General features: G+C 43.3%; 16 protein-coding genes. 10 read left to right on the top strand and 6 right to left on the bottom strand.

What is annotated here, in order from left to right; genetic code table 11:
• Positions 1–101: 101 nt before the first annotated feature.
• On the top strand, positions 102–1,421 hold the full coding sequence (locus Q0954_RS18860) for an amidohydrolase (protein WP_299459150.1): 1,320 nt from the start codon (positions 102–104) through the stop codon (positions 1,419–1,421).
• 85 nt (positions 1,422–1,506) lie between these two features.
• On the opposite strand, the gene Q0954_RS18855 is transcribed toward Q0954_RS18860, so the two are convergent.
• The 4 genes from Q0954_RS18855 to Q0954_RS18840 form a co-directional block, all read right to left on the bottom strand.
• Positions 1,507–2,982, bottom strand: a complete 1,476-nt coding sequence (locus tag Q0954_RS18855; RefSeq protein ID WP_299459149.1) for a nicotinate phosphoribosyltransferase — start codon at positions 2,980–2,982, stop codon at positions 1,507–1,509.
• Positions 2,983–3,067: 85 nt separating this feature from the next.
• On the bottom strand, positions 3,068–4,738 hold the full coding sequence (locus Q0954_RS18850) for an amidohydrolase (protein ID WP_299459148.1): 1,671 nt from the start codon (positions 4,736–4,738) through the stop codon (positions 3,068–3,070).
• 369 nt (positions 4,739–5,107) lie between these two features.
• Positions 5,108–6,382, bottom strand: a complete 1,275-nt coding sequence (locus Q0954_RS18845; RefSeq protein WP_299459147.1) for a lactate 2-monooxygenase — start codon at positions 6,380–6,382, stop codon at positions 5,108–5,110.
• 191 nt (positions 6,383–6,573) lie between these two features.
• Positions 6,574–7,059: a dihydrofolate reductase gene (locus tag Q0954_RS18840; protein ID WP_299459146.1), complete on the bottom strand. Its 486-nt coding sequence runs from the start codon at positions 7,057–7,059 to the stop codon at positions 6,574–6,576.
• A 156-nt stretch (positions 7,060–7,215) separates the two neighbouring features.
• On the opposite strand from Q0954_RS18840, the gene Q0954_RS18835 reads away from it, so the two are divergent.
• From Q0954_RS18835 to Q0954_RS18815, 5 genes are all read left to right on the top strand, one after another.
• Complete coding sequence (locus Q0954_RS18835; RefSeq protein ID WP_299459145.1) at positions 7,216–8,121, top strand: phosphatase; 906 nt, start codon at positions 7,216–7,218, stop codon at positions 8,119–8,121.
• Positions 8,122–8,899: 778 nt separating this feature from the next.
• Complete coding sequence (locus Q0954_RS18830; RefSeq protein ID WP_299459144.1) at positions 8,900–10,867, top strand: neutral/alkaline ceramidase; 1,968 nt, start codon at positions 8,900–8,902, stop codon at positions 10,865–10,867.
• A gap of 73 nt (positions 10,868–10,940) precedes the next feature.
• Positions 10,941–12,398 carry a T9SS type A sorting domain-containing protein gene (locus tag Q0954_RS18825; RefSeq protein WP_299459143.1) on the top strand — a complete coding sequence of 486 codons (1,458 nt, stop codon included), beginning with the start codon at positions 10,941–10,943 and terminating at the stop codon, positions 12,396–12,398.
• 448 nt (positions 12,399–12,846) lie between these two features.
• Positions 12,847–14,943, top strand: a complete 2,097-nt coding sequence (gene recG, locus Q0954_RS18820) for an ATP-dependent DNA helicase RecG (protein WP_299459142.1) — start codon at positions 12,847–12,849, stop codon at positions 14,941–14,943.
• A 282-nt stretch (positions 14,944–15,225) separates the two neighbouring features.
• Positions 15,226–15,396, top strand: a complete 171-nt coding sequence (locus Q0954_RS18815; protein WP_299459141.1) for a hypothetical protein — start codon at positions 15,226–15,228, stop codon at positions 15,394–15,396.
• Positions 15,397–15,485: 89 nt separating this feature from the next.
• On the opposite strand, the gene Q0954_RS18810 is transcribed toward Q0954_RS18815, so the two are convergent.
• Positions 15,486–17,807 (bottom strand): gliding motility-associated C-terminal domain-containing protein, encoded by a 2,322-nt coding sequence (locus tag Q0954_RS18810; protein WP_299459140.1) that lies wholly within the window; start codon positions 17,805–17,807, stop codon positions 15,486–15,488.
• Between the two features lie 418 nt (positions 17,808–18,225).
• Positions 18,226–18,657, bottom strand: a complete 432-nt coding sequence (locus Q0954_RS18805; RefSeq protein ID WP_299459139.1) for an OsmC family protein — start codon at positions 18,655–18,657, stop codon at positions 18,226–18,228.
• 625 nt (positions 18,658–19,282) lie between these two features.
• Between Q0954_RS18805 and Q0954_RS18800 the strand changes: the two genes are divergently transcribed.
• The 4 genes from Q0954_RS18800 (at position 19,283) to Q0954_RS18785 (ending at position 23,696) form a co-directional block, all read left to right on the top strand.
• Complete coding sequence (locus Q0954_RS18800; RefSeq protein WP_299459138.1) at positions 19,283–19,729, top strand: Hsp20/alpha crystallin family protein; 447 nt, start codon at positions 19,283–19,285, stop codon at positions 19,727–19,729.
• Between the two features lie 770 nt (positions 19,730–20,499).
• Positions 20,500–21,645 carry a zinc dependent phospholipase C family protein gene (locus tag Q0954_RS18795; RefSeq protein ID WP_299459137.1) on the top strand — a complete coding sequence of 382 codons (1,146 nt, stop codon included), beginning with the start codon at positions 20,500–20,502 and terminating at the stop codon, positions 21,643–21,645.
• Between the two features lie 224 nt (positions 21,646–21,869).
• Complete coding sequence (locus Q0954_RS18790) at positions 21,870–23,231, top strand: NAD(P)/FAD-dependent oxidoreductase (RefSeq protein ID WP_299459136.1); 1,362 nt, start codon at positions 21,870–21,872, stop codon at positions 23,229–23,231.
• Between the two features lie 111 nt (positions 23,232–23,342).
• Complete coding sequence (locus Q0954_RS18785) at positions 23,343–23,696, top strand: hypothetical protein (RefSeq protein WP_299459135.1); 354 nt, start codon at positions 23,343–23,345, stop codon at positions 23,694–23,696.
• The last annotated feature ends 48 nt before the right edge of the window (positions 23,697–23,744 follow it).

The following is a 23,744-nucleotide window of genomic DNA, read 5'->3' as shown; positions in this document are numbered from 1 at the left end:
CTCTATCCGTTAACGTGAACCATTAGGTTGTGCGTTGGGTGAGAATCCCCTCTGCTTTAGCTTGGGGAGCAGTCAATTTGTTCTAATAAATCTTTTATCAAATGAAAAACATCTGCGTTTCGTTTCGTTTTTTATGCCTGCTATTGGTGGCGAGTGCTGCATTGACTACAACTACTTTTGCCCAAAAAAAACTTCGTCAAAAGATAGATAAACTAGCCGAAGACATAGAGCCGCAGGTGATCAAGTGGCGGCGACATATCCACCAAAACCCTGAGTTGTCGAACCGGGAGTTTAAAACTGCTGAAATGGTGGCTCAACATTTAAAAAAACTAGGGCTAGAGGTAAAAACCAAGGTAGCACATACAGGAGTAGTGGGTATTCTGAAGGGGGGCAAGCCAGGGCCAGTAGTGGGGCTGAGGGCTGACATGGATGCGCTGCCCGTGACCGAACGCGTAAAGTTACCTTTTGCCTCTAAGGTAAAGTCTACCTACAATGGCAAACCTACCGGAGTAATGCATGCCTGTGGACACGATACCCACGTAGCCATATTGATGGGAGTGGCTGAGGTGTTGAGCAAGGTAAAGAAAGACCTGAGGGGTACTGTAAAGTTTGTGTTTCAACCCGCTGAAGAAGGCGCACCTCAAGGCGAACAAGGTGGGGCAAGTTTGATGGTAGCCGAAGGGGTGCTCAAAAATCCTAAAGTAGATGTAATGTTTGGGCTACACATCAATTCTGCCACCGAAGTGGGCACCATTCGTTACCGTTCAGGAGGAATTATGGCAAGCGCTGACCGCTTTGTGATCAAGGTAAAAGGAAAGCAAACCCACGGTTCTACACCTTGGACCGGGATTGACCCCATTGCTGTGTCGGCACAGATTATCAACGGGTTGCAAACCATTATCAGTCGTCAAACTGCTTTGACCAAAGAGGCAGCAGTAATTTCGGTAGGAATGATTCGCGGAGGAATTAGGAACAACATTATTCCTGAGCAATGCGAAATGATAGGGACTATTCGGACACTGGATGCTAAAATGCAAGCAATTATTCATAAAAAAATCGAGCTAACCGCAACCAAAATTGCCGAGAGTGCCGGAGCAACCGCCGAAGTAACTATTCAGAAAAATACCCCAGTTACTTATAATGACCCCCGTTTGACGGCTCAAATGTTGCCTACTTTGCAAAGGCTTGCCGGAAAACGCAACGTACTGTTAACCGATGCTATAACAGGTGCCGAAGATTTTGCTTTTTATGCTTTGCAAGTACCTTCGCTTTTCTTCTTTTTGGGAGGAATGACCAAGGGACAAGACCCTCGCACCGCCGCTCCTCATCATACGCCCGATTTTAAAATAGACGATTCAGGAATGAAGCTGGGAATAAAAGTCTTGTCTAACCTGACTGTAGATTATATGCTGAAGAAATAAATAGTCACAAGCAATGAGCGACAAGCCGCAAGTTGGTAATTTACGCCTTGTTGCTTGTCGCTTCAAGCTTAAAGCTTGAGCCTGTTTAGCTTTGCTTGCGCTTACGCAAATCACGGATGAGGTCATACTTATAATCACTGAGGCTTTTCTCAAGCCCTACCGGATAGCTGTGTGGGTTGATAAAACGTTTGACCCCCGCGTGAAAGTTTTTTAGTTCATTGGCTGCGTGGGCTTTTACCTCATCAATGGTAGGTATTTTGTAGATCAATTCGCCGCCTTTGAATAATGGTTGCAACAAATCTTTAAACTCAGCATTGGCAGGCATATCGCGTTGACGGGTAGCATCCATTGGGTCAATAATGGTGGCCACTTCGGGCACTTGCTCCACTTCATTAAAAATCATATCGCCAATATACTCTCCGTCTTGGTAAAAACGACGCACCTGTAACACCCCAGGGTTCGATATCTTGATTACCTGCTCCGACAGCTTTACCTTGTAATCCCAACTGCCATCGTCTTTTCGCATGGCGGCTATTTTGTATACCCCACCCAAGGCAGGTTGGTCGTAGGCAGTCACCAGTTTGGTTCCAATACCCCATACATTGATTTTGGCATCCTGTAGTTTCAAACTGTTGATAATATTTTCGTCCAGGTCGTTGCTTGCCACAATAGTAGCCTCCGGAAAACCCGCTTCATCCAAAATTTCACGGGCTTTGATACTTAAGTAGGCAAGGTCACCAGAGTCTAGCCTGATGCCAATCATTTCGTGCCCTTGTGCCCGCAGCTTTTTACCTACCTCTACCGCGTGCTTTACTCCTTGTACAGTGTCGTAGGTGTCTACCAAAAACACACAATTGTTGGGCAATACATCGGCATAAGTCTCGAAAGCATCCATTTCGGTGTCAAACGACATTACCCAACTATGGGCGTGGGTGCCCTTTACGGGAATGCCAAACAAGCGCCCCGCCAACACATTAGAAGTGGCTCCACAACCACCAATGTATGCGGCTCTGCTTGCCGCCAAGCCGCCATCTATGCCTTGCGCCCTACGCAAGCCAAACTCAAGCACAGGCTCCCCTTTGGTAGCCAGGTTCATGCGGGCAGCTTTGGTGGCTACCAAGGTTTGATAATTGACAATATTGAGCAGGGGAGTTTCCAACAATTGGCATTGGGCTATAGGGCCTTTAATCCGGATGAGGGGCTCTTGAGGAAAAACCACTGTGCCTTCAGGTACCGCCTCTACATCGCAGGTAAACTTCAGGTCAGCCAAATAGTCTAAAAAACCCTGTTCAAACATTGGCTTGTCGTCGTTGCCCTTCAAAGTTGCCAGGTAAGCAATGTCATCTTCCGAAAACTTGAAATTATCTAAATAGTCAATGACATATTCTAGACCACAGGCAATAGTAAACCCGCCTTTGAATGGGTGGCTGCGAAAAAATAAATGGAATACAGATTCGTTTTCCGATCTGCCTGCTTTCCAATAACCATAAGCCATGGTTAGCTGATAAAGATCAGTGAGTAAAGACAATGAAGTTTGATAAAGGTCTTTTGTTAGTTTCATATTAATTAGGAATTATCAGTGAGGAATGAAGGGTTTTCAATGGACAGTTGTATAAGCCTAATTAAAAACTCCTCATTCAGATTTACTACTTATGTTTATACACTTGTTCGCCCCCCACAAAAGTACGCAATACCTTAAGTTGGCGCAGTTCGGTTTTGGGAGCCGTCATTAAATCTTTTTCAGTGACCACAAAATCAGCCATTTTGCCTGGTTCAATGCTGCCTTTTTCGTTTTCTTCAAAACTGCTAAATGCCGCCCAGATAGTCATCCCCTTAAGCGCTTGCTTGCGGCTAATGGCATTCTCCATCTGAAACCCACCTTCAGGGAAATTCTTGGCGTCCTGGCGTGCCACCCCCGCATGAAAACCATACAGTGGGTTGATGTGCTCTACCGGAAAATCGCTGCCAATCGCCAACAACCTGCCTTGTTTCAGCAAATCTTTGTACGCATAAGCAGTTTTTATCTTCTCGTTGCCCAAACGTTCGTCTGCCCAGTACATGTCAGAGGTTCCGTGGGTGGGTTGCACTGAAGGAATTATGCTAAACTCGGCAAACTTTTTTAAATCGGCCTTATTCACTACTTGAGCGTGCTCTATGCGCCAGCGTAAATCATTGTTACCCTTGAGGTATTTGGCATAAATATCTAATAATAAACGATTTGCCGAATCGCCTATGCAGTGGGTGTTTACCTGAAAACCTTTAGCTGCTATGCGTTGCACCAAGCTATCTAAAGTTTGGGGAGAAGACAACAAAAAACCTTGTTCTTCGGGTTTGTCATGGTAAGGGTGCAGTAAACAAGCTCCGCGCGAACCTAAAGCGCCATCGGCGTATACTTTTACTGAGCGAACGTGGAGGTAGTCGGTTTTTATTTTGCCTTTTGTCAAATAATAATCCAAGTCGGCTTTGGTAGCACTTACCATAGCATATACCCTCATTTTCAGCTGTTTGGCTTGCTGAAGTTCATTGATTAGTTCAATGTTACTGCGATTAAGCCCCGCATCTACTACGCTAGTGAGCCCTACGGCAAAACACTGCTTTTGGGCATTGAGCAAAGCAGTGGTTTGTTCTGCTTTGCTGGCTTCCGGAATGGCTTTCCTTACCAATTGTATGGCGTTGTCTATCAATATCCCGGTAAGCTCACCATTTTTAGTTTCAACTATTCCTCCGTCCACTTTCACTCCGTTTTTTACCCCGGCAAGATCCAGCGCTTTTTGATTTGCCAACGCTGCGTGCCCATCTACCCTGGTCAAAAATACAGGTACATCAGGAAAAAGCTTGTCCAACGTATCTTTAGAAGGAAACTCCTTTAAGTCCCAATCGTTTTGGTCCCAACCACGCCCTGCCAACCAAGCTTGTGCAGGATTTTGTTTCCGGAAGGTCTGCAGTTTTGCCACAATTTCGGCAAACGAAGCAGTACCCACCAGGTTTACCTCACGCAGTCCCAATCCGTAGCGATAAAAGTGGCAATGCGCATCAAAAAAACCAGGGTATACCGGCTTTTTCTGTAAATCAATTTTCTTTTTAGCCGTGTATTTTGTCAAAATATCTTTGGAGCTACCCACTGCCACAAATTGGCCATTTTTGACCGCAAAAGCTTCTGCCTGGCTAAAGGTACTGTCTACAGTATATACCTTGGCATTGTGCACAATCAAATCTACTTCTTTGGTTTCAGAAGTGTCATGCTCCTGGGTTTTTGAGCCACAGGCATTCAATAAAATAAATAATAATGGAATAAAAGCGAATAAATGTTTTTTCATAAAATCGAACTTTGAAGCGTACCTTTGTTAACTCAGGGTAAAAAAAAGAAATTTATGATCATATTTGCAAATATTATTAAGTCAGCCTAACACCTACACTAAAGACTTTTCCAAGGAAACAGCACTAAATTCCGACCTCCCATCTACTGATTTTATACCAAGTCTGATTGAAAACCCATACAAACTCACTTGTAGTGGTCTTTTTTGGCAAGACCAGGTTCTTCGCTATCGTTACCCACTCTCTTGGTCAGCTGCGCTTAAGACCAAGAGGAGAGGAGAACCCTTCAGATGCTCCCCACCTCGCTAAAAACCAACGTACTGTAAAATCTGTAGATGCTTTCAAAACTGGGGGCACCCAGTCCCTAGCTCCTAGCCCCCAGAACCCTTCAGAAGCCCCCTACCAAGTTCATCTATAGAAGCACAACCAGCCAGCGCCATATTGAGCTCAAAATCTGCCATAAGATTGGCGAGTACTTCCTGTACTCCGGCAGCGCCCGCAAGTGCCAGCCCATACACATAGGGACGCCCCAAACATACTGCTTTGGCACCTATAGCAAGTGCTTTCAACATATCGGCTCCGCTTCTTACCCCACTGTCGAGCAGCACAGGTATTTGACCTTTTACTGTTTGTACAATGTCTGGTAAAGCAGAAAAGCTCCCTATAGCCCCATCTACCTGGCGCCCTCCATGGTTCGACACCACAATTCCATCCATACCATAATCTATAGCTTTTTGGGCATCATCGGGGTGCAAAATACCCTTAAGTAACAAAGGCAGTTGGGTGTGCTTACGCAAAAATTGAAGATTTTCCCAGGTAAGCGAATCTCTGGAATAAATATTTACAAACTTCTTGACCGCTTTGATGGGGCGGTCAGAGCTTAAGTTTTTCCATAAGCCACCAGGGTAGTTTTTTTTCATTCGAAGGGCATTTTTTATCAGCGAAAGCGTCACCTTCGGTTTAAACTCAAGGGCACTGGTATCTATAGGTTCGTCCATTAGTTGTTGGAAAACTGGGTCACTGGTATATTGGGCAATGCCTTTGCCCTGCAAAAAGGGCAAAAAAGCCAAGTCAAGGTCGTGAGTTCGCCAACCCAATACCGAAGTGTCAAGGGTGACTACTATCGCCGAGCAACCACTGACTTCGGCACGTTTGATAAAGCTCAACACGAGCTCGTCAGATTTGCTCCAGTACAATTGAAACCAGCGCGGGCTGTTGCCCATCAAACTTGCACAAGCTTCCATTGGGTAAGATGCCTGATTAGAAAAGATCATAGGCACCCCCAAACTACTGGTGGCTTCGGCAACGGCAAGGTCAGCGCGTTGGTGTACCATCTCTAGCACTCCTATAGGTGCGGTGAGCAGGGGCGAAGGGAGTTTTTGCCCAAACAAGGTAATAGAAGTATCGCGTTTTGATACATCTTTGAGCATACGAGGCACAATTTGGTACTGATCAAAAGCACTCCGATTGTTTTGCATGGTTTTGCCCAACCCTGCTCCACCAATAATATAGCCTGCTGCCTCTTTTGTCATGCGCCGGGCAGCTTTTTCTTCCAACAATTGAGGTGTAACAGGCACCAAAGGAGTTTTACCACTGGCGCCGGAGGTATAAATAATGCGTTGACGATTGATGGCTTTAAATTTCATAGGCGTTTTATAAATCTTATGTTATACGGTTTCTTTAAGGAATGGTGTAATGCGTTTTCATTCACAAAGTTTTGGTAGGGTTTTATAAACCACTAATAATCAACGAGCTATAAAATCATTAGAAACTGGTAGAGTATCTTCAACTTGGAGCACCGACATGTATCGGCGGCTAAGGACTTGTGGCTTGTTCCTTAAGGCTGTAGAAGCTCCACCACTTCAAAATCATATTCGTCTTTTTCGCCTGCTGCAAAGGCTTGGGTATTGACTACCTGCCACTGGTCGAGGTTTTCAATCTCAAAAAAAGCGTCTCCTTTTACCTCGGCTTTTACCTTGGTCAGGTAAATTTTATCGGCCTTGGGCAACACCTGACGGTAGATTTGTGCGCCACCTATTACAAATACCTCACTGTCTGTCTTGGCAGCTTCTAGAGCAGCCTCTATGCTTTGGAACACCTCGCAACCCTCTGCTATGTATGCAGAGTCCCTGCTAATGACCAGGTTGCGACGTTTGGGCAAAGGCTTGCCGATCGATTCGTAAGTTTTGCGTCCCATGAGTATGGTATGCCCAGAGGTAAGTTTTTTAAAATTTTTGAGGTCAGACGATAGCCGCCAAGGCAACCCATTGTCTATCCCAATTACTCCATTTTCGGCTATAGCCACTACAATTGATACTGTCATACAATTAAATTTGACGATGTGTGCCCAAAAAACATTCAATTTTGCATCATTACTTACGCAAAAGCAATTTAAAACCACACATCTTTTAACAAGACTTTACTTTTTTATTATTTTTGATGTCAAATTTATGACTTATCATTCAAAAAACGAGAAAGTTTGAAATTAGCAGCAATTGATATAGGATCGAATGGCGCGAGAATGCTCATTGCCAGAATATTACACAACAACGGGAAAACATCCATCAAAAACATCGAATATGTACGTTATCCGCTGCGACTCGGCAAGGACGTGTTTGCCAATAAGATGATTGGTGAAAAAAAACAGGAAAAAATACACAAACTCATGCATGCCTTCAAACTACTGATGGAACTCCATAAAGTAGAAGATTACCTCATATTGGCTACTTCGGCATTTCGTGAGGCAGATAATGGTGCCCAAATTGTAGAAGATGTAAAGCAATCGCTTGGGATGGATATACAAGTGATTGATGGCGACGAAGAAGCTCAGTATATGCACCTGGCTATTCAAACATTTTTGAGCCCCAACCAAAACTATTTGCATGTAGACGTAGGAGGTGGCAGCACCGAACTAAATATTTATAGTAATATGCAAAAAATAGATGCCTTTTCTTTTCAGATAGGCTCTATTCGCAACAACGAGCCCGGAGGCTCCAACCACCGTTTCGAGAGCATGCGCCAATGGATTGTAGAACGCAAAGAGTTGTTGGGGCAAGGCAACAACATTACCGGAATATGTACAGGAGGGAATATCAATAAAGTGCAAAAGTTGCTCAACCGTCGTAGTGGCGACTCTATCTCTATCAGCGAAATCAACAATTTACTCCAAGAGCTTGAGGTGTATACCTTACACGAGCGCATTAATATTTTGAAGTTAAATCCCGACCGTGCCGACACGATTATCCCGGCTACCAATATCTACTTGTCGGCAATGAATTGGGCAGGCATTCGCGAATTGTTTGTGCCCAAGGTAGGAGTCAAAGATGGAATTATTTACCACTTGATGGAGAAACACCACGATAGAGTATATAATAATGTAGAATAACACCTGACACAAACCCATCTATAAAGTACGACAAAACTCCTAAAAAAACGCTTCTTATCTCGTAAGGTAAGAAGCGTTTTTATGAAATTTTATACCTGCCAGGTTTCAAAAAACCTGGCAGGTATAACTAGTGCATTGGGGATTAAATAAATATATTATTTATTCGAGGGTATTTTGTTTGCTGACGCACTTCAAAAAGTGCGCATAGCCAAAGCTACGTAAGCTTTTTGAAGTAAAGTAAGCGGGCTAAAGACTCCGAATAATATGATAGGAATTTAGTTTCCAGTGCACTAGTGTTCAGAAGAATATACTCCTAAAGTCTATGATGAGACAGCGCCTCTTTTTTGATGCCATGAAGAGAGCCGTTTCAACGTTTTCAGACATTACTTACCCAACTACCTTTTGCCAATTACCCTCACCTATTCGATTGTATAAAATCTCCTTGTAGAACTGCCTTCAACTTGTGATTTGTCGCTATACATTGGTTTCTAAAGACTTGGGGCGGTAGTAGCGCCCAAAGCACAGTAAATAAACCTGTAGAATAAAAATATTATGCATTCATACTATTTTTGCACTATTTAATTGTGCAATGCAATTAAATATTTATATATTGCTATGTAAGGTTTTAACAAAATCAATGATTACGAACACCCAATCAGGTGGTAAATATGGGGCAAGCCCAACAGCAAGTCACCAATAATTTCAGACGCAATCAATCTAAATTAAATATATACCACACATGAACTATTTAAAAACCAGAACATTGTGCTGCTTTTGTATGGCAGTATTTGCATGCATGCAGCTAAGCCTTGGTTATGGGCAAAACAACAACTACCTGGTAGGGGTAGGGATTTATGATGTAACCGGGCAAATTGCCGAAACCAATTGTGGGGGGTACGCCCAGCTCCTGCACCGAAACAAAGGCATTCGCGATCGCCAATATGCCAGAGCTTACGTAATGCAAGAGCCCAACGGCAGCCCGGCAGTGTTTGTATGTATAGACAAATGGGCAGTGAGCCAGGCGGTAAACCTTGCCGTGATACAAAAGCTCAAAAGCAAATATGGCGCACTTTTTAGCGATGCAAACGTGGTGATAAGTGCCACCCATACCCATCTGGCATCTGCGGGTTATTCACACTATAGCCTGTACAATACCTCTACTGGGGGCTTTTGGAAACCGAATTATGACAACCTCGTCAACGGAATATTTAATGCCATTGTGCGCGCCAACGAAAACAAAGCACCCGGACGCATTTATTACAATAAAGGTTCGCTTACCAATGCCAGCATCAACCGCTCTTTGGTGGCTTACCAGCAAAACGCTGATGTAAATAAGTATGCTCATAACATAGACGACGAAATGACTGTGCTTAAGTTTGTGCAAGGCAACCAAGAGGTGGGAATGATTTCGTGGTTTGCAGTACACCCCACCAGTTTGTCGGGAAACTATAAGCATAACAGTGCTGATAATAAAGGGTTTGCTGCCTTGGCATTTGAGCGAATGAAGAACTCCTCTTATGCTACTTCGGGTGCGTTTGTGGCGGCCTTTGCCAATAGCAACGCTGGAGACATGTCGCCTAACCTACACCTGCCTCCGGCAAACGATCATAGATCGAATGCCATCGGACCCGGCAGCAACGAAGAGGAAAGCACTAAAATTATTGGCAGCCGCCAGTTTCAAAAAGCCTTGAGCCTTTACAACAACGCCCACATTCAGCTTACTGGCTCTATCAAGGTGGCATCGCGGTATAATGACTTTTCTAATCTTTTGGTGGCTCCAGAGTTTACTAATGGTCAGTTTCAGACCACTTGTAAAGCTGCCTTAGGTATGTCATTTATGGCAGGTGCCGAAGATTGGCGTTCTGGCATCTCCCGCGAAGGGATAACCAAAGATGCCGACTATGGGTTGGCGATCGACAGGTGCCATGGAGAAAAACCACTGGCACCTTTTTTCTTTATTGGTAGCAATGACAACAATCCTGGTGCCCCTAAAATACTGAGCACCACACTGATGAAAATAGGGCAATTGGGCATACTGGCAGCCCCGGCAGAGTTTACCATTATGGCGGGGCGTCGCTCGCGCGAAACAGTAAAGGCAGTAGCAGGTACCGGGCTTGAGTACGTGGTTTTTGCGGGATATTCTGACGCTTATGCAGGCTATGTAACCACGCGTGAAGAGTACGCCACCCAACAATACGAAGGTGCAAGTACTCATTTTGGCCCCTGGACTTTAGCCGCTTACCGTCAGGAGTTTAAGCGCCTTGCCACCAAAATTGCCAATCCTGCGGCCAGTCCCTGGGGCAACAGCACGGCTCCTCAACCTCCCGTAAAATCTGCTCCCCTCAATATGGCAGCCCATATCTTTTTCGACGACAAGCCCTTGTTCAAAAGCTTTGGCGATGTACATAAAAACACCTCAAGTCATTATACTAAAGGGAGCACAGCTAAAGTAGTTTTTTGGGGTGCCCATCCCAACAACGACCTCAAAACCAACAGTACTTACCTGACTGTAGAGCGTTGGAACGGCAACAGCTGGCAAGCGGTATATTATGACCGTGACCCTATTACCAAACTTACCTGGGATCGCAATGGGGTAGCCAACTCTCACATTACGGTAGAGTGGTGCATTCCTGCCAATGAAGCATCCGGCTATTACCGTATCCGGCACTTTGGCAAATGGAAAAATGGTTTTACGGGTAAGTTAAAAAACTACACCGGTACCAGCCGTAGCTTTTTGGTCAATTAGTGGCAAGCGATAAACAAACCAATACAAAATCAATCCCCAAACAAAATCAGTCAATGACTATAACAATAAAAAAATGAAACAACTTACCTCAAAAATATATATGATTTGTTGCCTGTGGGCAATGAGCCAGCTTGCCTTTGGGCAAAGTGTGCAGTTTGAACCCGTGCACACAAAAAGTCCTTTTGTTGCCTCTTCGGAGAGTACCATGGCTTTTGCCGATGTAAACGGAGACCAAGCGCCCGATTTGCTCATTTCTACTTATAATGGCGAAGACTGCGCCATTAAGTTGTATACCAACGATGGCAAAGGAAACTACCAAAATGTAACCCGATTGCCTTTTGAAAAACTCAGCCGTAGTTCGGTGGCTTTTGCCGATGTAAATGGAGACCAAGCGCCCGACCTGTTGTTGAGTGGTTTTCACGCAAAAAGTTTTCAAGGAATTACCAAGCTCTACCTCAACAACGGCAAGGGTGGTTTTGCCGAACAAAAAGAAGCTTCTTTACAAGGGGTTGACTTTGGAGCTATAGCTTTTGCCGATGTAGACAATGACGGTGACCAGGATATTTTCTTGAGTGGGGTAGATGCTCAGCTAAAGACTGTAGCACGGCTGTACATCAACAATGGCAAAGGAAACTTTCAGGAAGCCATCATCTCTGTGCAGGGTTTGGCGCGTGGAGCAGCTACTTTTGCCGATGTAGACGGTGACCAATTGCCCGACTTATTACTCACTGGGATCAATGCGGAATACGTGCCTACTGCCCAGCTTTACAAAAATAGGGGCAATGGGCAGTTTACCTTGCTAAAAAACACCCCTTTTGCTGGAGTACAAGGCAGTGCAGCAGCTTTTGCCGATGTAGACAACGACCAAGACCTGGACGTGCTGATTACGGGTTTGAACAAGTTGAAACAAGCGACTACTATTTTGTACCAAAACGATGGTTTGGGCAATTTTGAACGGGTGGAAAATACGCCTTTCCAAGGAACAAGTGATGGGGCATTGGCTTTTGCTGACATTGATGGTGACCGTGATGTGGATGTACTCATTACCGGGTTTGACCAACAACAGCGAAAAATAGCTACTTTGTATCAAAACCAGGGCAATGGGCAGTTTACCCTGCTAAAAAATATGCCGTTTGCCGGAGCTGGTCTGGGCAGTATTGGCTTTGCCGATATTGATAATGACAACGATTTGGATGTAATGATTACGGGGGCAAACAACAATGCAAAACCTACGACCCAATTGTATAAAAATGGCAATGGTTTTAATACTGCATCACTCAAAAAGCCTCAGGTTGCTTTTGACCAGCTTAAGGTATACCCCGTGCCTAGCCTGGGGAAGGTAACTATAGAAGCCACAGGTTTTGCTGGTACGTATCAGTTGGTAGATTTGAATGGTCAAAAAATAGCCGAAGGTAAGATCAATGCCGTAGGAAAAACACCGATTGCATTGCAGCAACGCAACCGGGTGTATATGCTCAGGGTTACCCGCGAAGATGGACAGGTGTTTACCTATAAATTGATTAATAAGTAACTGAGGTTATGCAGATCTACTTATTTTGATGGTCATACAGCTTTATTGCGCAATGGTTGGGCTACGCATTGCGCAACAATGTAGCCATTCAACCATAGAAACAGGTGACCTTCAGAAAACTGCGTAACTTGAGCAAGTATAGTAGCCAACCTTAACTGCCAATAGTTTTATTAAGATGCCAGATGACAAGTAAAAAATTGTGGTCTGGCATTTTTTTATGTAAGTCACTGAATGGTGACCGTTAGGTATGTGTGAATTTTTGATGATTTTCCCCTTTACCTGATGGCTATAGTGTTTCCACAAATCACAATGCCTTAGCAGTACTGATTATCAGGGTCAAACTTTACTCAATTTTTTTAATTAATTTTTCGTCGTCATCTTGCTAATATAGTTTTGGTAAATGTCGGGTTTTTGAGTAATTTTAATAAAAAAACGAAGCTAACATTGCATGTCAGAGTTCTTTTCTAAAAAGATAGAGTTTTTAAAAGGTGTGGGTCCTGCGAAGGGGGAGTTGTTAAACAAGGAATTGGGTATTTTTACCTATAGCGACCTTATACTGTATTATCCTTTTAAGCATGAAGACCGCACCAAGGTGCACCGCATTGCCGAACTAAACGAAGGTATGACCGCAGTACAGTTGAGCGGCCGCATTATACGTACCCAGGTAATAGGTGAAGGGCACAAAAAACGCCTGGTGGCTTATTTTGGAGATGGCACCGGTGAAGTAGAGTTGATTTGGTTTAAAGGAGTCACCTGGATGCAAAAGCAAATCAATGCCAATGCAACCTATTTGGTGTTTGGCAAACCTCAGTTTTTTAACCATAAGTTTAGCATAGCCCATCCCGAAATAGAGTTATTGAATCCTGCCGAACAACAATCAGGATTTTTGCAGCCAGTGTATACCGTCACCGAAAAAATGAAGCGCAAATATGTATACAGCAAAACCATAAGCAAGATGTTGCGCACCTTGTTGCCTATGGTATACCAACACATAGAAGAAAACCTCTCCGAAGCCATCCTACAGCGTTATCGCCTGATAGCCCGCCGCGATGCTGTAGTAAACATTCATTTTCCTAAAGACCAGCAATGGCTCAAGCGTGCCACTACCCGGCTCAAGTTCGAAGAGTTGTTTTATATTCAGCTTAAGCTGCTCAAAGAACAAAAACACAAGAAAAAGATATACCAGGGGCAAACCTTCAAAGATACCAGCCTTATCAAAGATTTTTATGAAAAACACCTGCCCTTTGAGTTGACTGATGCCCAAAAAAGGGTTTGCCGGGAGATTTACCGCGATATGGCTTCGGGCAAACAAATGAACCGCCTGCTACAGGGCGATGTAGGAAGCGGTAAAACCATTGTAGCATTTATTTCTATGCTCAGCGCCATAGGCAGTGGTGCCCAGGCTTGTATGGTGGCTCCTACCGAAATACTGGCCGAACAACATTACCAAGGCTTGAAAAAGTTTGCCGATAAGTTGGGCATTACCATTGACATACTGACTGGGTCTACCCGCACCCGCGACCGAAGAGTATTACACGCCCGTCTTGAAAATGGCAACCTGAAGATTTTGGTGGGTACCCACGCCTTGTTCGAAGACAAGGTACAATTTGACAACCTGGGGCTATGTATTGTAGACGAACAGCACCGTTTTGGTGTAGAGCAAAGAAGCAAGTTGTGGAAACGCAACAGCGAAAACCTGTACCCCCATATTTTGGTAATGACTGCTACCCCTATTCCACGTACTTTGGCAATGACCCTCTACGGAGACTTGGACGTATCGGTGATTGATGAGTTACCCGCCGGGCGTAAACCGATCAAAACAGTACACCGTTACGATGCCCAAAGATTGCGTATGTTTGGATTTTTGCGGGAGCAAATTGCTCTGGGAAGGCAAGTGTACATTGTGTACCCTTTGATAGAGGAATCGGAAACCCTGGAGTATAAGAACTTGATGGATGGTCACGAGAGTATTCAGCGGGCTTTTCCCGATCAACACCTAAGCATTGTGCACGGGCAAATGAGTTCGGTAGACAAAGAGTTTGAAATGCAGCGTTTCAAAAAAGGCGAAACCCAAATTATGGTGGCTACTACCGTGATTGAGGTAGGAGTAGACGTGCCCAATGCTACCGTAATTGTGATAGAAAACGCCGAACGCTTTGGCTTGTCGCAACTACACCAATTGCGTGGGCGAGTGGGGCGTGGTGCCGAGCAATCGTACTGTATCTTAATGACCGATTACAAAATTAGTAAAGAAGGTCGTACTCGCTTAGAAACGATGGTAAAAACCAACAATGGTTTCGAAATTGCCGATGTTGACCTTAAGTTGCGTGGTCCGGGCAATATGATGGGCACTCAACAAAGTGGATTGATGAATTTGCAAATTGCTGATTTGGCTAAAGATGGTAAAATATTGCAGGAAGCTCGAAAAATGGCGCAAGAAATTATAGAAGAAGACCCTGAACTGGAAAGCCTGGAGAATAGTAAAATGAAGGAGTTTATGAACATAGACCAGAAAACCCAAACCCAATGGAGTAGGATTAGTTAATGTGTTTAATAATTAAGGAATGGTGTAAAAATAAATTTCTATAGCTTAATAAAATATTTTGTTGCTAGACGAGGCAAAAAATCGGCTAATAGCATCGCTATTCGGCTATTTTTTAACAAAGTATAGCCTCAAAAGATGAGGTTAAGAATGTAAATTTATTTTGGTACCATTCCTAAGAGAGGCTTTAATTATTTTTTTTCAAAAAGTGTCCGTTGTACGTATCGATGCTGGTATATATTCTTGAACTCAAGGGAGAGTTCAGGTAAAAATATAATAAGGATTATGAATATGGTAGCACGAATTAGTATTTCAATTGTTGTTTGTTTGTTGGTGGTAGGCATTGTCCATACCATTGCTATAGTTGTTTTGGGTGCAACAAGCGTAGAAGCAGCGGCCTTTATTGGCGTAGCTACATTTTTTGGCGTAAACGAATTGCTCAAGCCAAAAAAGTAAGTAGTGGATAATACTTAAAAGATAAAAGCGGATGATGTTTCAACACCATCCGCTTTTATCTTTAGCTTTTTGCTAAAAGTTCTGCACACTTACCTCACCAAAGTGACTCGCCCAAACTTCTTGATTTTAGTTCCTGGCGATTTGACATCTTCATAAATAGCGCGCCACACATAAGTGCCGTTGGGCGCATCAAAACCATGCGCGGTTCCATCCCATTGGTTTTCCTGCGATTTAGAGAAGTAGATCAACTCGCCCCAACGGTTAAACACCCTGAAGTCGAGGTTAAAGAACCCTTTACCAAATATCTGGAGCCCATCGTTGGTGCCATCGCCATTGGGCGAAAACGCGGTGGGTACCAAAAATTTCACTTCGCATACATCTTGTACCACTACCGAGTCTACTACTACACAACCCGCCGAAAAGCGAATGGTGGCTATATAAGTACCTGCGGCACTCACCGTAATTTGGTTAGTGTTTAAACCTGTATTCCAAGTGACCGATTCGGCAGTATTGGTGCTGTCAGCAGTCAGACTCAGGGTTTCACCATCTTCTACACATAGGTAAGCGGTGCGTTCGAGCCCTAGTACATTGGCGGTAGCCGGTGGCGGCGATATAGCTATTTTGGAGGTAGGCAAGGTACCCGACACTACCCTGACGCTTGCGGTGGCTCTGCACGAGTTACGGGTAACAATGACCGAATAAGTTCCTGCTTCGGTTACTTGGGTTGTTTGGGTAGTAGCTCCATTGCTCCAGGTATAACTACTAAAACCAGCTCCAGCGTCTAGGGTAAGCGTATCGCATACAACGGCTTCTTCGGGAAGCGCCAAAATGATGGTATCTACAGTAATGGTAAACGAAATGGTAGAGTCACACCCGGCGTCGTTGGTAGCTTTTACCGAAAAGCTAGTGTCGGCAGTACTGCGAATGGTATAAGAGGCCGAAGTTCCGGTGGCAGTAGAACCATCGGGGAAGGTCCATTCGTAAGAGGCGATGTTGTTGGGACCACTGGCATTAAAAGTAGTAGTAACATTTGTACAAGTAGGGTTGGGGTTGCCACTGGCACTCACGGGTATTTTGCTCACATTATAACCCGCCGAATATACCAACCCGTCGTTGGCGCTGCGTCCGTGTATGTATGCCAGCAAACCATTGCCCCCCGATAAGGTCGCTTTACTAAAAACCCCACTAGGTATAATAGTGCTAATGTCTACCGTAGCGTGTACATAGTCTGTGCACACCGCATATTGGGTAAAAGACCCCGCTGGTATGGCTTGTCCGTTGAGCTGTAAGGCATTTTGGTTGCCATCAGGAATAATGATGGTAAGGTAACGATTGGCCACCGAAGAAGTACCAGTAGTATCTACCGAAAAAGTCACCTGATCTACACTTTGTTGTACGTGGTTGAGCACCACCATAGCAGGGTTGCCATCTCCGGTGGCTGCCCCTCCAGTGCCATTACAGTTATTTCCTTTCATAAACTGGGTAATCGTAACAGGAGCAGAGGCTTCAAAACAAGCTGGGCGGGTAAGGGTATCAATGGTTACCGCTTGCCCTTTATTAAGCGTAATGGGGTTATTGTTCAGACTGTCGATGGTGACTGTAGTACCATCGGTAGAGGCTACTATTTTTACGCCGTAATTGATGATTGCCCCCCCCGAAGGAACCGTAAAAAAGCGGGTACCCCAGGTTTCGAAAGGGTACATTTGGCTCATCATGTGGTTGGTAGCAGTACAGCCTTGCGTCAAAGTTTCACCTCCGGCAAAAGTAAGTACTGGTTTACAGGCTTGTACCCTATAGCCGCTTAGGTCGGCACCAGTGATGACGTGGGTTTGTCCGGCATTGAGGGTAACTGTAGTAGCCGCCCCGCCCGAAGGAGTCAGTATAACATCGGTAGCATCTACCGTGGCTACTACCGCAAAAGATGAATTGGCCTCTGGAGTAGTCACAAAATAATCGCTAAAATTGCCTGTGATAGAGCGAGTCCAATCCTGTGATGAGTCATGAGGGTATACTACAGTTCCGTCCAGACTTCCGGTTTTGCTATTGAGCAAATACACGCTTACATTTTTGTCTGACCGCAGCTTAAAACCAAAGTTACCAGTGCCCGCGCTGGCAATGTTTCCCGTAGGAACATCAATAATGGCTGACTTATCAGTAGTGACTGCCTGGTTGATGTCGGTAAAGCCACCATTGGCGGGCATGCTTATCGTTACATTGGCGGTAGAGTCGTTCGAGGTCACCATTATTCTTAAGTTGGTCGCTCCAGTATGGGGCAAAAACGCAAACCAGAATTCTTGTCCTTCGGTGGCAATTTGTGCCTGAACCGACGAAAAAGAAAGGCTTGAAAAAGCGCTAATCACCAGGCAAAGCCTTAATAAACTGTATACTTTTTTCATACGAGGTATATTCATTCCTTTATAGAGATTTTATTCAAAGCTTGTTTAACACTATTACTTTTGATACAACGAAGAGTTGGGGTTTATATTAAGGAACTTGGCCAAAATAAGTGTCCACGTTTTGGACAAAGACTCAAAGCTGGTTGAGGCATTTTTTGCGCTCGTAGTAGCACTACGGGCAAAAAAAATAACGACAGCCAGTAAAGAGGGTATGTTCTAAACCGGACAGCTTCAAAGTCCCGATTTCTTATCGGGGTTATTGTTGAGGGCTACGCCCGAAATCCCGTTTACGGGGCGATCACGTTCCTAAAATCCAAATGAGATTAAAAACCCCTATGCAAAAAGCACAAAAATAGGAAAAAGTATGTAAAATAAACCAAAAGCTATAGAGGAACCTTTATTTTGAAAAGCCTCTATAGCTGTGGGCAAAGCATTAGGCGTGGGCGTTGGCAGCAATTACCTCAAAATCGTAGGTGATATTGGCAGTTTTTTCCAGTATTTTGGCAACCGAACAATACTTATCCATGGACAGCTCTACAGCTCTTTGTGCTTTCTCTTTGTTTACATCGCCAAACAAACGGTAATGCAAATGGATGCTGGCAAAAAGTGCCGGAGTTTTATCTTTTTCCCGTTCGGCAGTCACTGTTACTTTAATGTCTTGTAGGTTTTCTCGCTGCTTTTTCATTATATCTACAATGTCTATAGTACTACAGCCACCTATACCCGCCAGCATCAATTGCATAGGGCTAAAGCCTAAGTCGTGCCCCCCGCTTGCTGCACTAGAGTCAAGTTGTATTTTATTGCCTCTTTCGTTGGTGGCTTCCATGTGAAAAGCATCATTGAGTCGTTCTATTTCTATTTTCATCTTCCAGTTATGTTTAATGTAATTGAATGAAGCTGCAACCAACCAGCCCTAAAGCTACTTCAAAGCCCTGATTGCGGTTGTTGTTGTTTAGAGGTCATATTTATGAATGACAAAAATCATTACTCTAATTGATAAACCTCATTAGAATTTACAATTTTAGAATTTACCTTTGAAATATCAAATCTGAAAGAGATAAGAGCTTAGGAATGGTGTAAAAATAAATTTCTATAGTAACGCTAAAATATTTTGTTGCTATACGCGGCACGGCAATATCCAGTGGATATTGAGCGAGCTTGAGGGATGGTCGGCTAATAGCATCGTTATTTGGCTATTTTTTAACAAAGTATAGCCTCAAAAGATGAGGTTAAGAATGTGTATTTATTTTGGTATCATTCCTTAGGAATGGTGAGAAATTAAATTACCATTCTTGAGGTAGAGGTTTTGTTTTGAGACGAGGCTATTTTTTGCGCTCATAGAGCTTGAATTCCGAACTTGATTCGGAACAGCGCTACGGGCAATAAAAATAACGAAGTATCAAGGCGAAAAATCACCCCTCAGAGTGTAAATTTATTTTTGAACAATTCCTTAAAGTTAATAACAACTACCACCACTAAAATTTTGTTCTATGAGCATATTACCCGAAATCAACCGAACCTTTCACCGGATTGGTGATCGTTTTGGAGAGTTTATAGATAAAAAACACTTTATGGGGCGCACGCCTTTCCAGGACAACTGGATGGCTCCTGACAAGAAAACAGCGTATGCCAATATCAAATCTGACGAAAAAGCATACACCATTGAGGTTGGTTTGCCAGGTTATGATAAAGAAGATGTTAAGATAGACATAGACCAGGATATGCTGCATGTGCGCGCAGAGAAACAGTACAAAGACGATGTGAAAACATCGGAGTTTCTAAGGCAAGAATTTTGTCACGAGTCTATGTTCAGGTCGTTTAGGTTACGCCCAAATATAGACGCAGAAAATATAAAGGCAACCTTCGAAAACGGGTTATTAACCCTTACGTTGCCACAAAAATATCAACCAAACACAAAGCATATCGAAATAAAATAGGCATGTAAAAATGTTCTGGGGACAAAGTGTTGAGCGAATTTTTTGCTCAACACTTTTTTTGTTGCATATTGTTTCAAATTTCAGTTTGAAAACCGTACACTTTTTTATAGCAGATAAGCCTTGATTTTTTTGATAGTTTTACAGCATAAAAATAGCTGCTAATCTGCTGAGTTGTAGAATAAAACCTGGTTTCGGTTCCCTCAGGCATCCGTTCATTTCCCCGAATCAAGTTCGGGATCATGGATTTTCTTTAGCTAAAAAAACGAACCAAAAAAAGCCACCGCTGTAGTTTGCTTGGCTAAAATTTGTTTCATTACGCCGAAACAGCTCAAACATTCCCTCGTTCCTCGGTCAGTGATCTGTTTTTACGGCTTCATTTCTCAAATTTCCCCGAAGGCAAGTTCAGGATTTTCAACTTAACGCCCACAAACTAAGGCGGAAAGTAAAGACGCTGTTTTTCAAGCACTTTTGAGACTGATAAAATTAAACTCTGCACAAGTATTATGTACCAAGACAAAATTAAATATACCTAATATGCAAGTATAACTATCATATTATGAGAGAGTTATCTTTACTTGTGGCTTATAGCTAATTGCACCGATATTCATCGGTATCTAAGGACTTGCTGCTACTTAGTAGTGAAAAATTAGTGTATGGTTTTGAAATTTCAGTTTAGCATTCTTTAAGCTTTTGTTATTTCTTCCATAAATTTGTTCCCAATCCCTCTCATTTCTTTATCTTTCGCCTTTGTTACAAAAACATTGTTTGCAATGAAAAAAGGCCTGTGTATATTCGTGTTTTTTGTGGGGGTGCTGCCCATCATACAAGCATTTATGGTAAAACCTCCCACTGACCCAAAACCTCCTGCCTGGGGTTTTTTTGCCCACCAACGTATCAACCGATTGGCGGTGTTTACTTTGCCGCCGGAGATGATTACTTTTTATAAGTTTTACATTGTTTACCTTACCGAAAACGCCATTAACCCCGATGCACGCCGCTATGCGGTGAAAGGAGAAGCCCCACGCCACTTTATAGACGTAGATGTATATGACCACCAGTACAATGACAGCGCAGTATATAAAATGCCCCGAAACTGGAAAGATGCAGTAAAAAAACATACCGAAGACACCTTGCAGGCGTATGGTATTGTACCCTGGCACATCAACTTTATGAAATACCGCTTGACCAAGGCATTTAAAAATCGTGAAGCAACCAAAATATTACGCCTTTCGGCAGAAATAGGGCATTACATTGCCGACGCCAACGTGCCTTTGCATACTACCGAAAACTATAATGGGCAACTGACCAACCAAAAAGGAATTCATGGTTTTTGGGAGTCTCGTTTGCCCGAACTTTACTCAGATAATTATAATTATTTTGTGGGCAAAGCCAAGTATATTAAAAAACCTCAGCAAGCTGCCTGGCAAGCGGTAATCAATGCCCATGAAGCCCTCGATTCGGTGCTGAGGTTTGAACGTGAACTCACCAAGCGCTTTTCGGCAGACAAAAAATATACTATCGACGAGCGCAATGGCTCCAACATTCGCACTTATTCTAAAAAATTTTCGAAGGCTTTTCATGACAAACTTGCTGGTCAGGTAGAGCGACGCATGCGGGCTTCTATAAAAATGGTAGGTGACTTTTGGTATACCTGTTGGGTAGATGGTGGACAACCCGATTTGAGCAAAATGTTGGACAAAAAGTATATAGAGGAGGAACGTAAACGCTTGGAAAAAGAACGAAAAAAATGGCAGGAACAACAACAGCAAAAAAAGCTTAAAATCCGTAGCCATGAAGCAGTCCTGCGGCATCAAATACACCAGTTGCCTCACCACAGGTGTTGTCATTCTTATGCCCGTTATTATACCTATTTAAGGAAAAAGATGCAAGATTCAAATAAAAGCCTAAAACGTTGAAAATCAACAAAACTATTGGCAGACAGAGAGAGTTATAACTATGATCAATTTCCAGAGTTGAGACGACAGCACAGGGTACACACAAGCTCCATTTATCTGACCTGATTGCCAGACATTGTGTACAAAGTAATAAAGATGCTGATGTCTCAAACAAAAAACAACAGCCCACAGCCTAAGGCTCACTATTTGCCCAGACTGTAGACTAATAAAACAGCATACACATTATGGACAAACCAGTAAAGAGACAGACATTAATAAAAGATCAGGGAGTACCCCGCATTGTAGTAGTTGGAGGAGGGTTTGGAGGCTTAGAGCTAGTGAAGGGGCTACGAAAAATGAATGCACAGGTGGTTTTGTTTGATCGCTACAACCACCATACTTTTCAGCCTTTGCTTTACCAAGTGGCTACTTCCGGGCTAGAAACGGGCTCTATTATATACCCTTTCCGAAAGTCGCTAAATAGCCAAAAAAACTTCTTTTTTCGTTTGGGCGATGTAAAGCACATAGATGCTGACAACAATCAAGTAGAAACCTCGATAGGCAGCGTAAAGTACGACCATCTTGTAATAGCCACTGGTGCCACTACCAATTATTACGGCATGCAAGATATTGCCCAACATGCTGTACCACTCAAAGAAATACAAGACTCTATTTTGTTGCGCAACAAAATCATTAAAAATTTTGAAAATGCTTTGTTGACCGCTGATGACGAAAAACGCAACAGTTATATGGATTATGTGATTGTGGGGGGAGGACCTACTGGGGTAGAAGTGGCTGGAGCATTGGCAGAACTCAAAAAACATGTATTTCCTAAAGATTACCGTGAGCTAAACCTCATGGAAATGGATATTCATCTGGTAGAAGCTGGCCCACGATTGTTGGGAGCTATGTCAGAAAAATCGGGCGAAAAGGCCCAACAATTTCTTGAAAAAATGGGGGTGAAAGTACACCTGGATACTTCTGTCAAGTCTTATGATGGGTACCGGGTAACTTTGGGGAATAATGAAGAATTGATTACTAAAACTTTGGTATGGGCAGCAGGAGTGAAAGGGGCGCCCATTGATGGCATTCGGGTAGAGAGCGTCGTAGGAGGCAACCGTCTAAAAGTTAACCATTTTAATCAGGTAGAGGGTTACGATAATATTTATGCGGTAGGCGATATTGCTGCTATGATAGACGACGATAACCCAAAAGGGCATCCTATGATGGCTCCCCCGGCAATGCAACAAGGACGACACCTTGCCAAAAACCTCATCAATAAATATGAGAAAAACCGCCCAATGAAACCATTCAAATACTTTAACAAAGGATCTATGGCTACCATTGGACGCAACAAGGCAGTGGTAGAAATGCCCAACGGTAGTAAAACCCAAGGTTTTTTTGCCTGGATAATTTGGATGTTTGTTCATTTAATGTATTTGGTGGGTTTTCGTAATCGACTGTTGGTGTTGATCAACTGGGTGATGAGTTATTTTAGTTATGACAAAAGCAACCGTTTGATCATAGGACGCACTGGAGTAGAAGATTTTCAGGAGAAAGACGGAGCCGTAGAGCCGGGTAACCCGCAGCTAAGTAAAAATCCCTAAAACCCTTTGTGTTAAATACGCTATAACCCATAAATGTTTGTATTTATCGATGAATACCTTTAATTTAGGTGCTTTGTTTAAAACATTGATTGATATAAATATAAGAGTTGGATGAAGATTACAAACTCAATTCAGGGAGAAAACGGGCACTTTTTATTGCTAACCAACATTAAATGTCCGGCAGCTTTAGATTTTGCCTATTACCCACATTTGGCAGTTTGGGTAAATGAAACAGGAGAGTTTCAGAAAATAAGCCACGAAGACGAATACAATGCCTTGTACTTAAAACACAAACATCAGGCAGTACATTTTAAAGGAGACGTAACATTTGTGGCAGAGTTTGTTTACCACGATTTCGACAACTTTATAGAAATCAAAGATACCAATGGTCGGTTGTTGCACGAAGAATGTCTTGGTGAAGATGATGATTGGGGTGTGTTTACTGATATAATGGAGTATAGATAAAACATGCTTCAAGCAATAAGTGACAAGGTAAAAAACCCGTATTTTGGT

This window comes from uncultured Microscilla sp. (assembly GCF_947493425.1).
GTDB lineage: Bacteria > Bacteroidota > Bacteroidia > Cytophagales > Microscillaceae > Microscilla.
The sequence above is the reverse complement of the archived record's forward strand: the minus strand, read 5'-3'. Positions and strand labels throughout refer to the sequence as shown.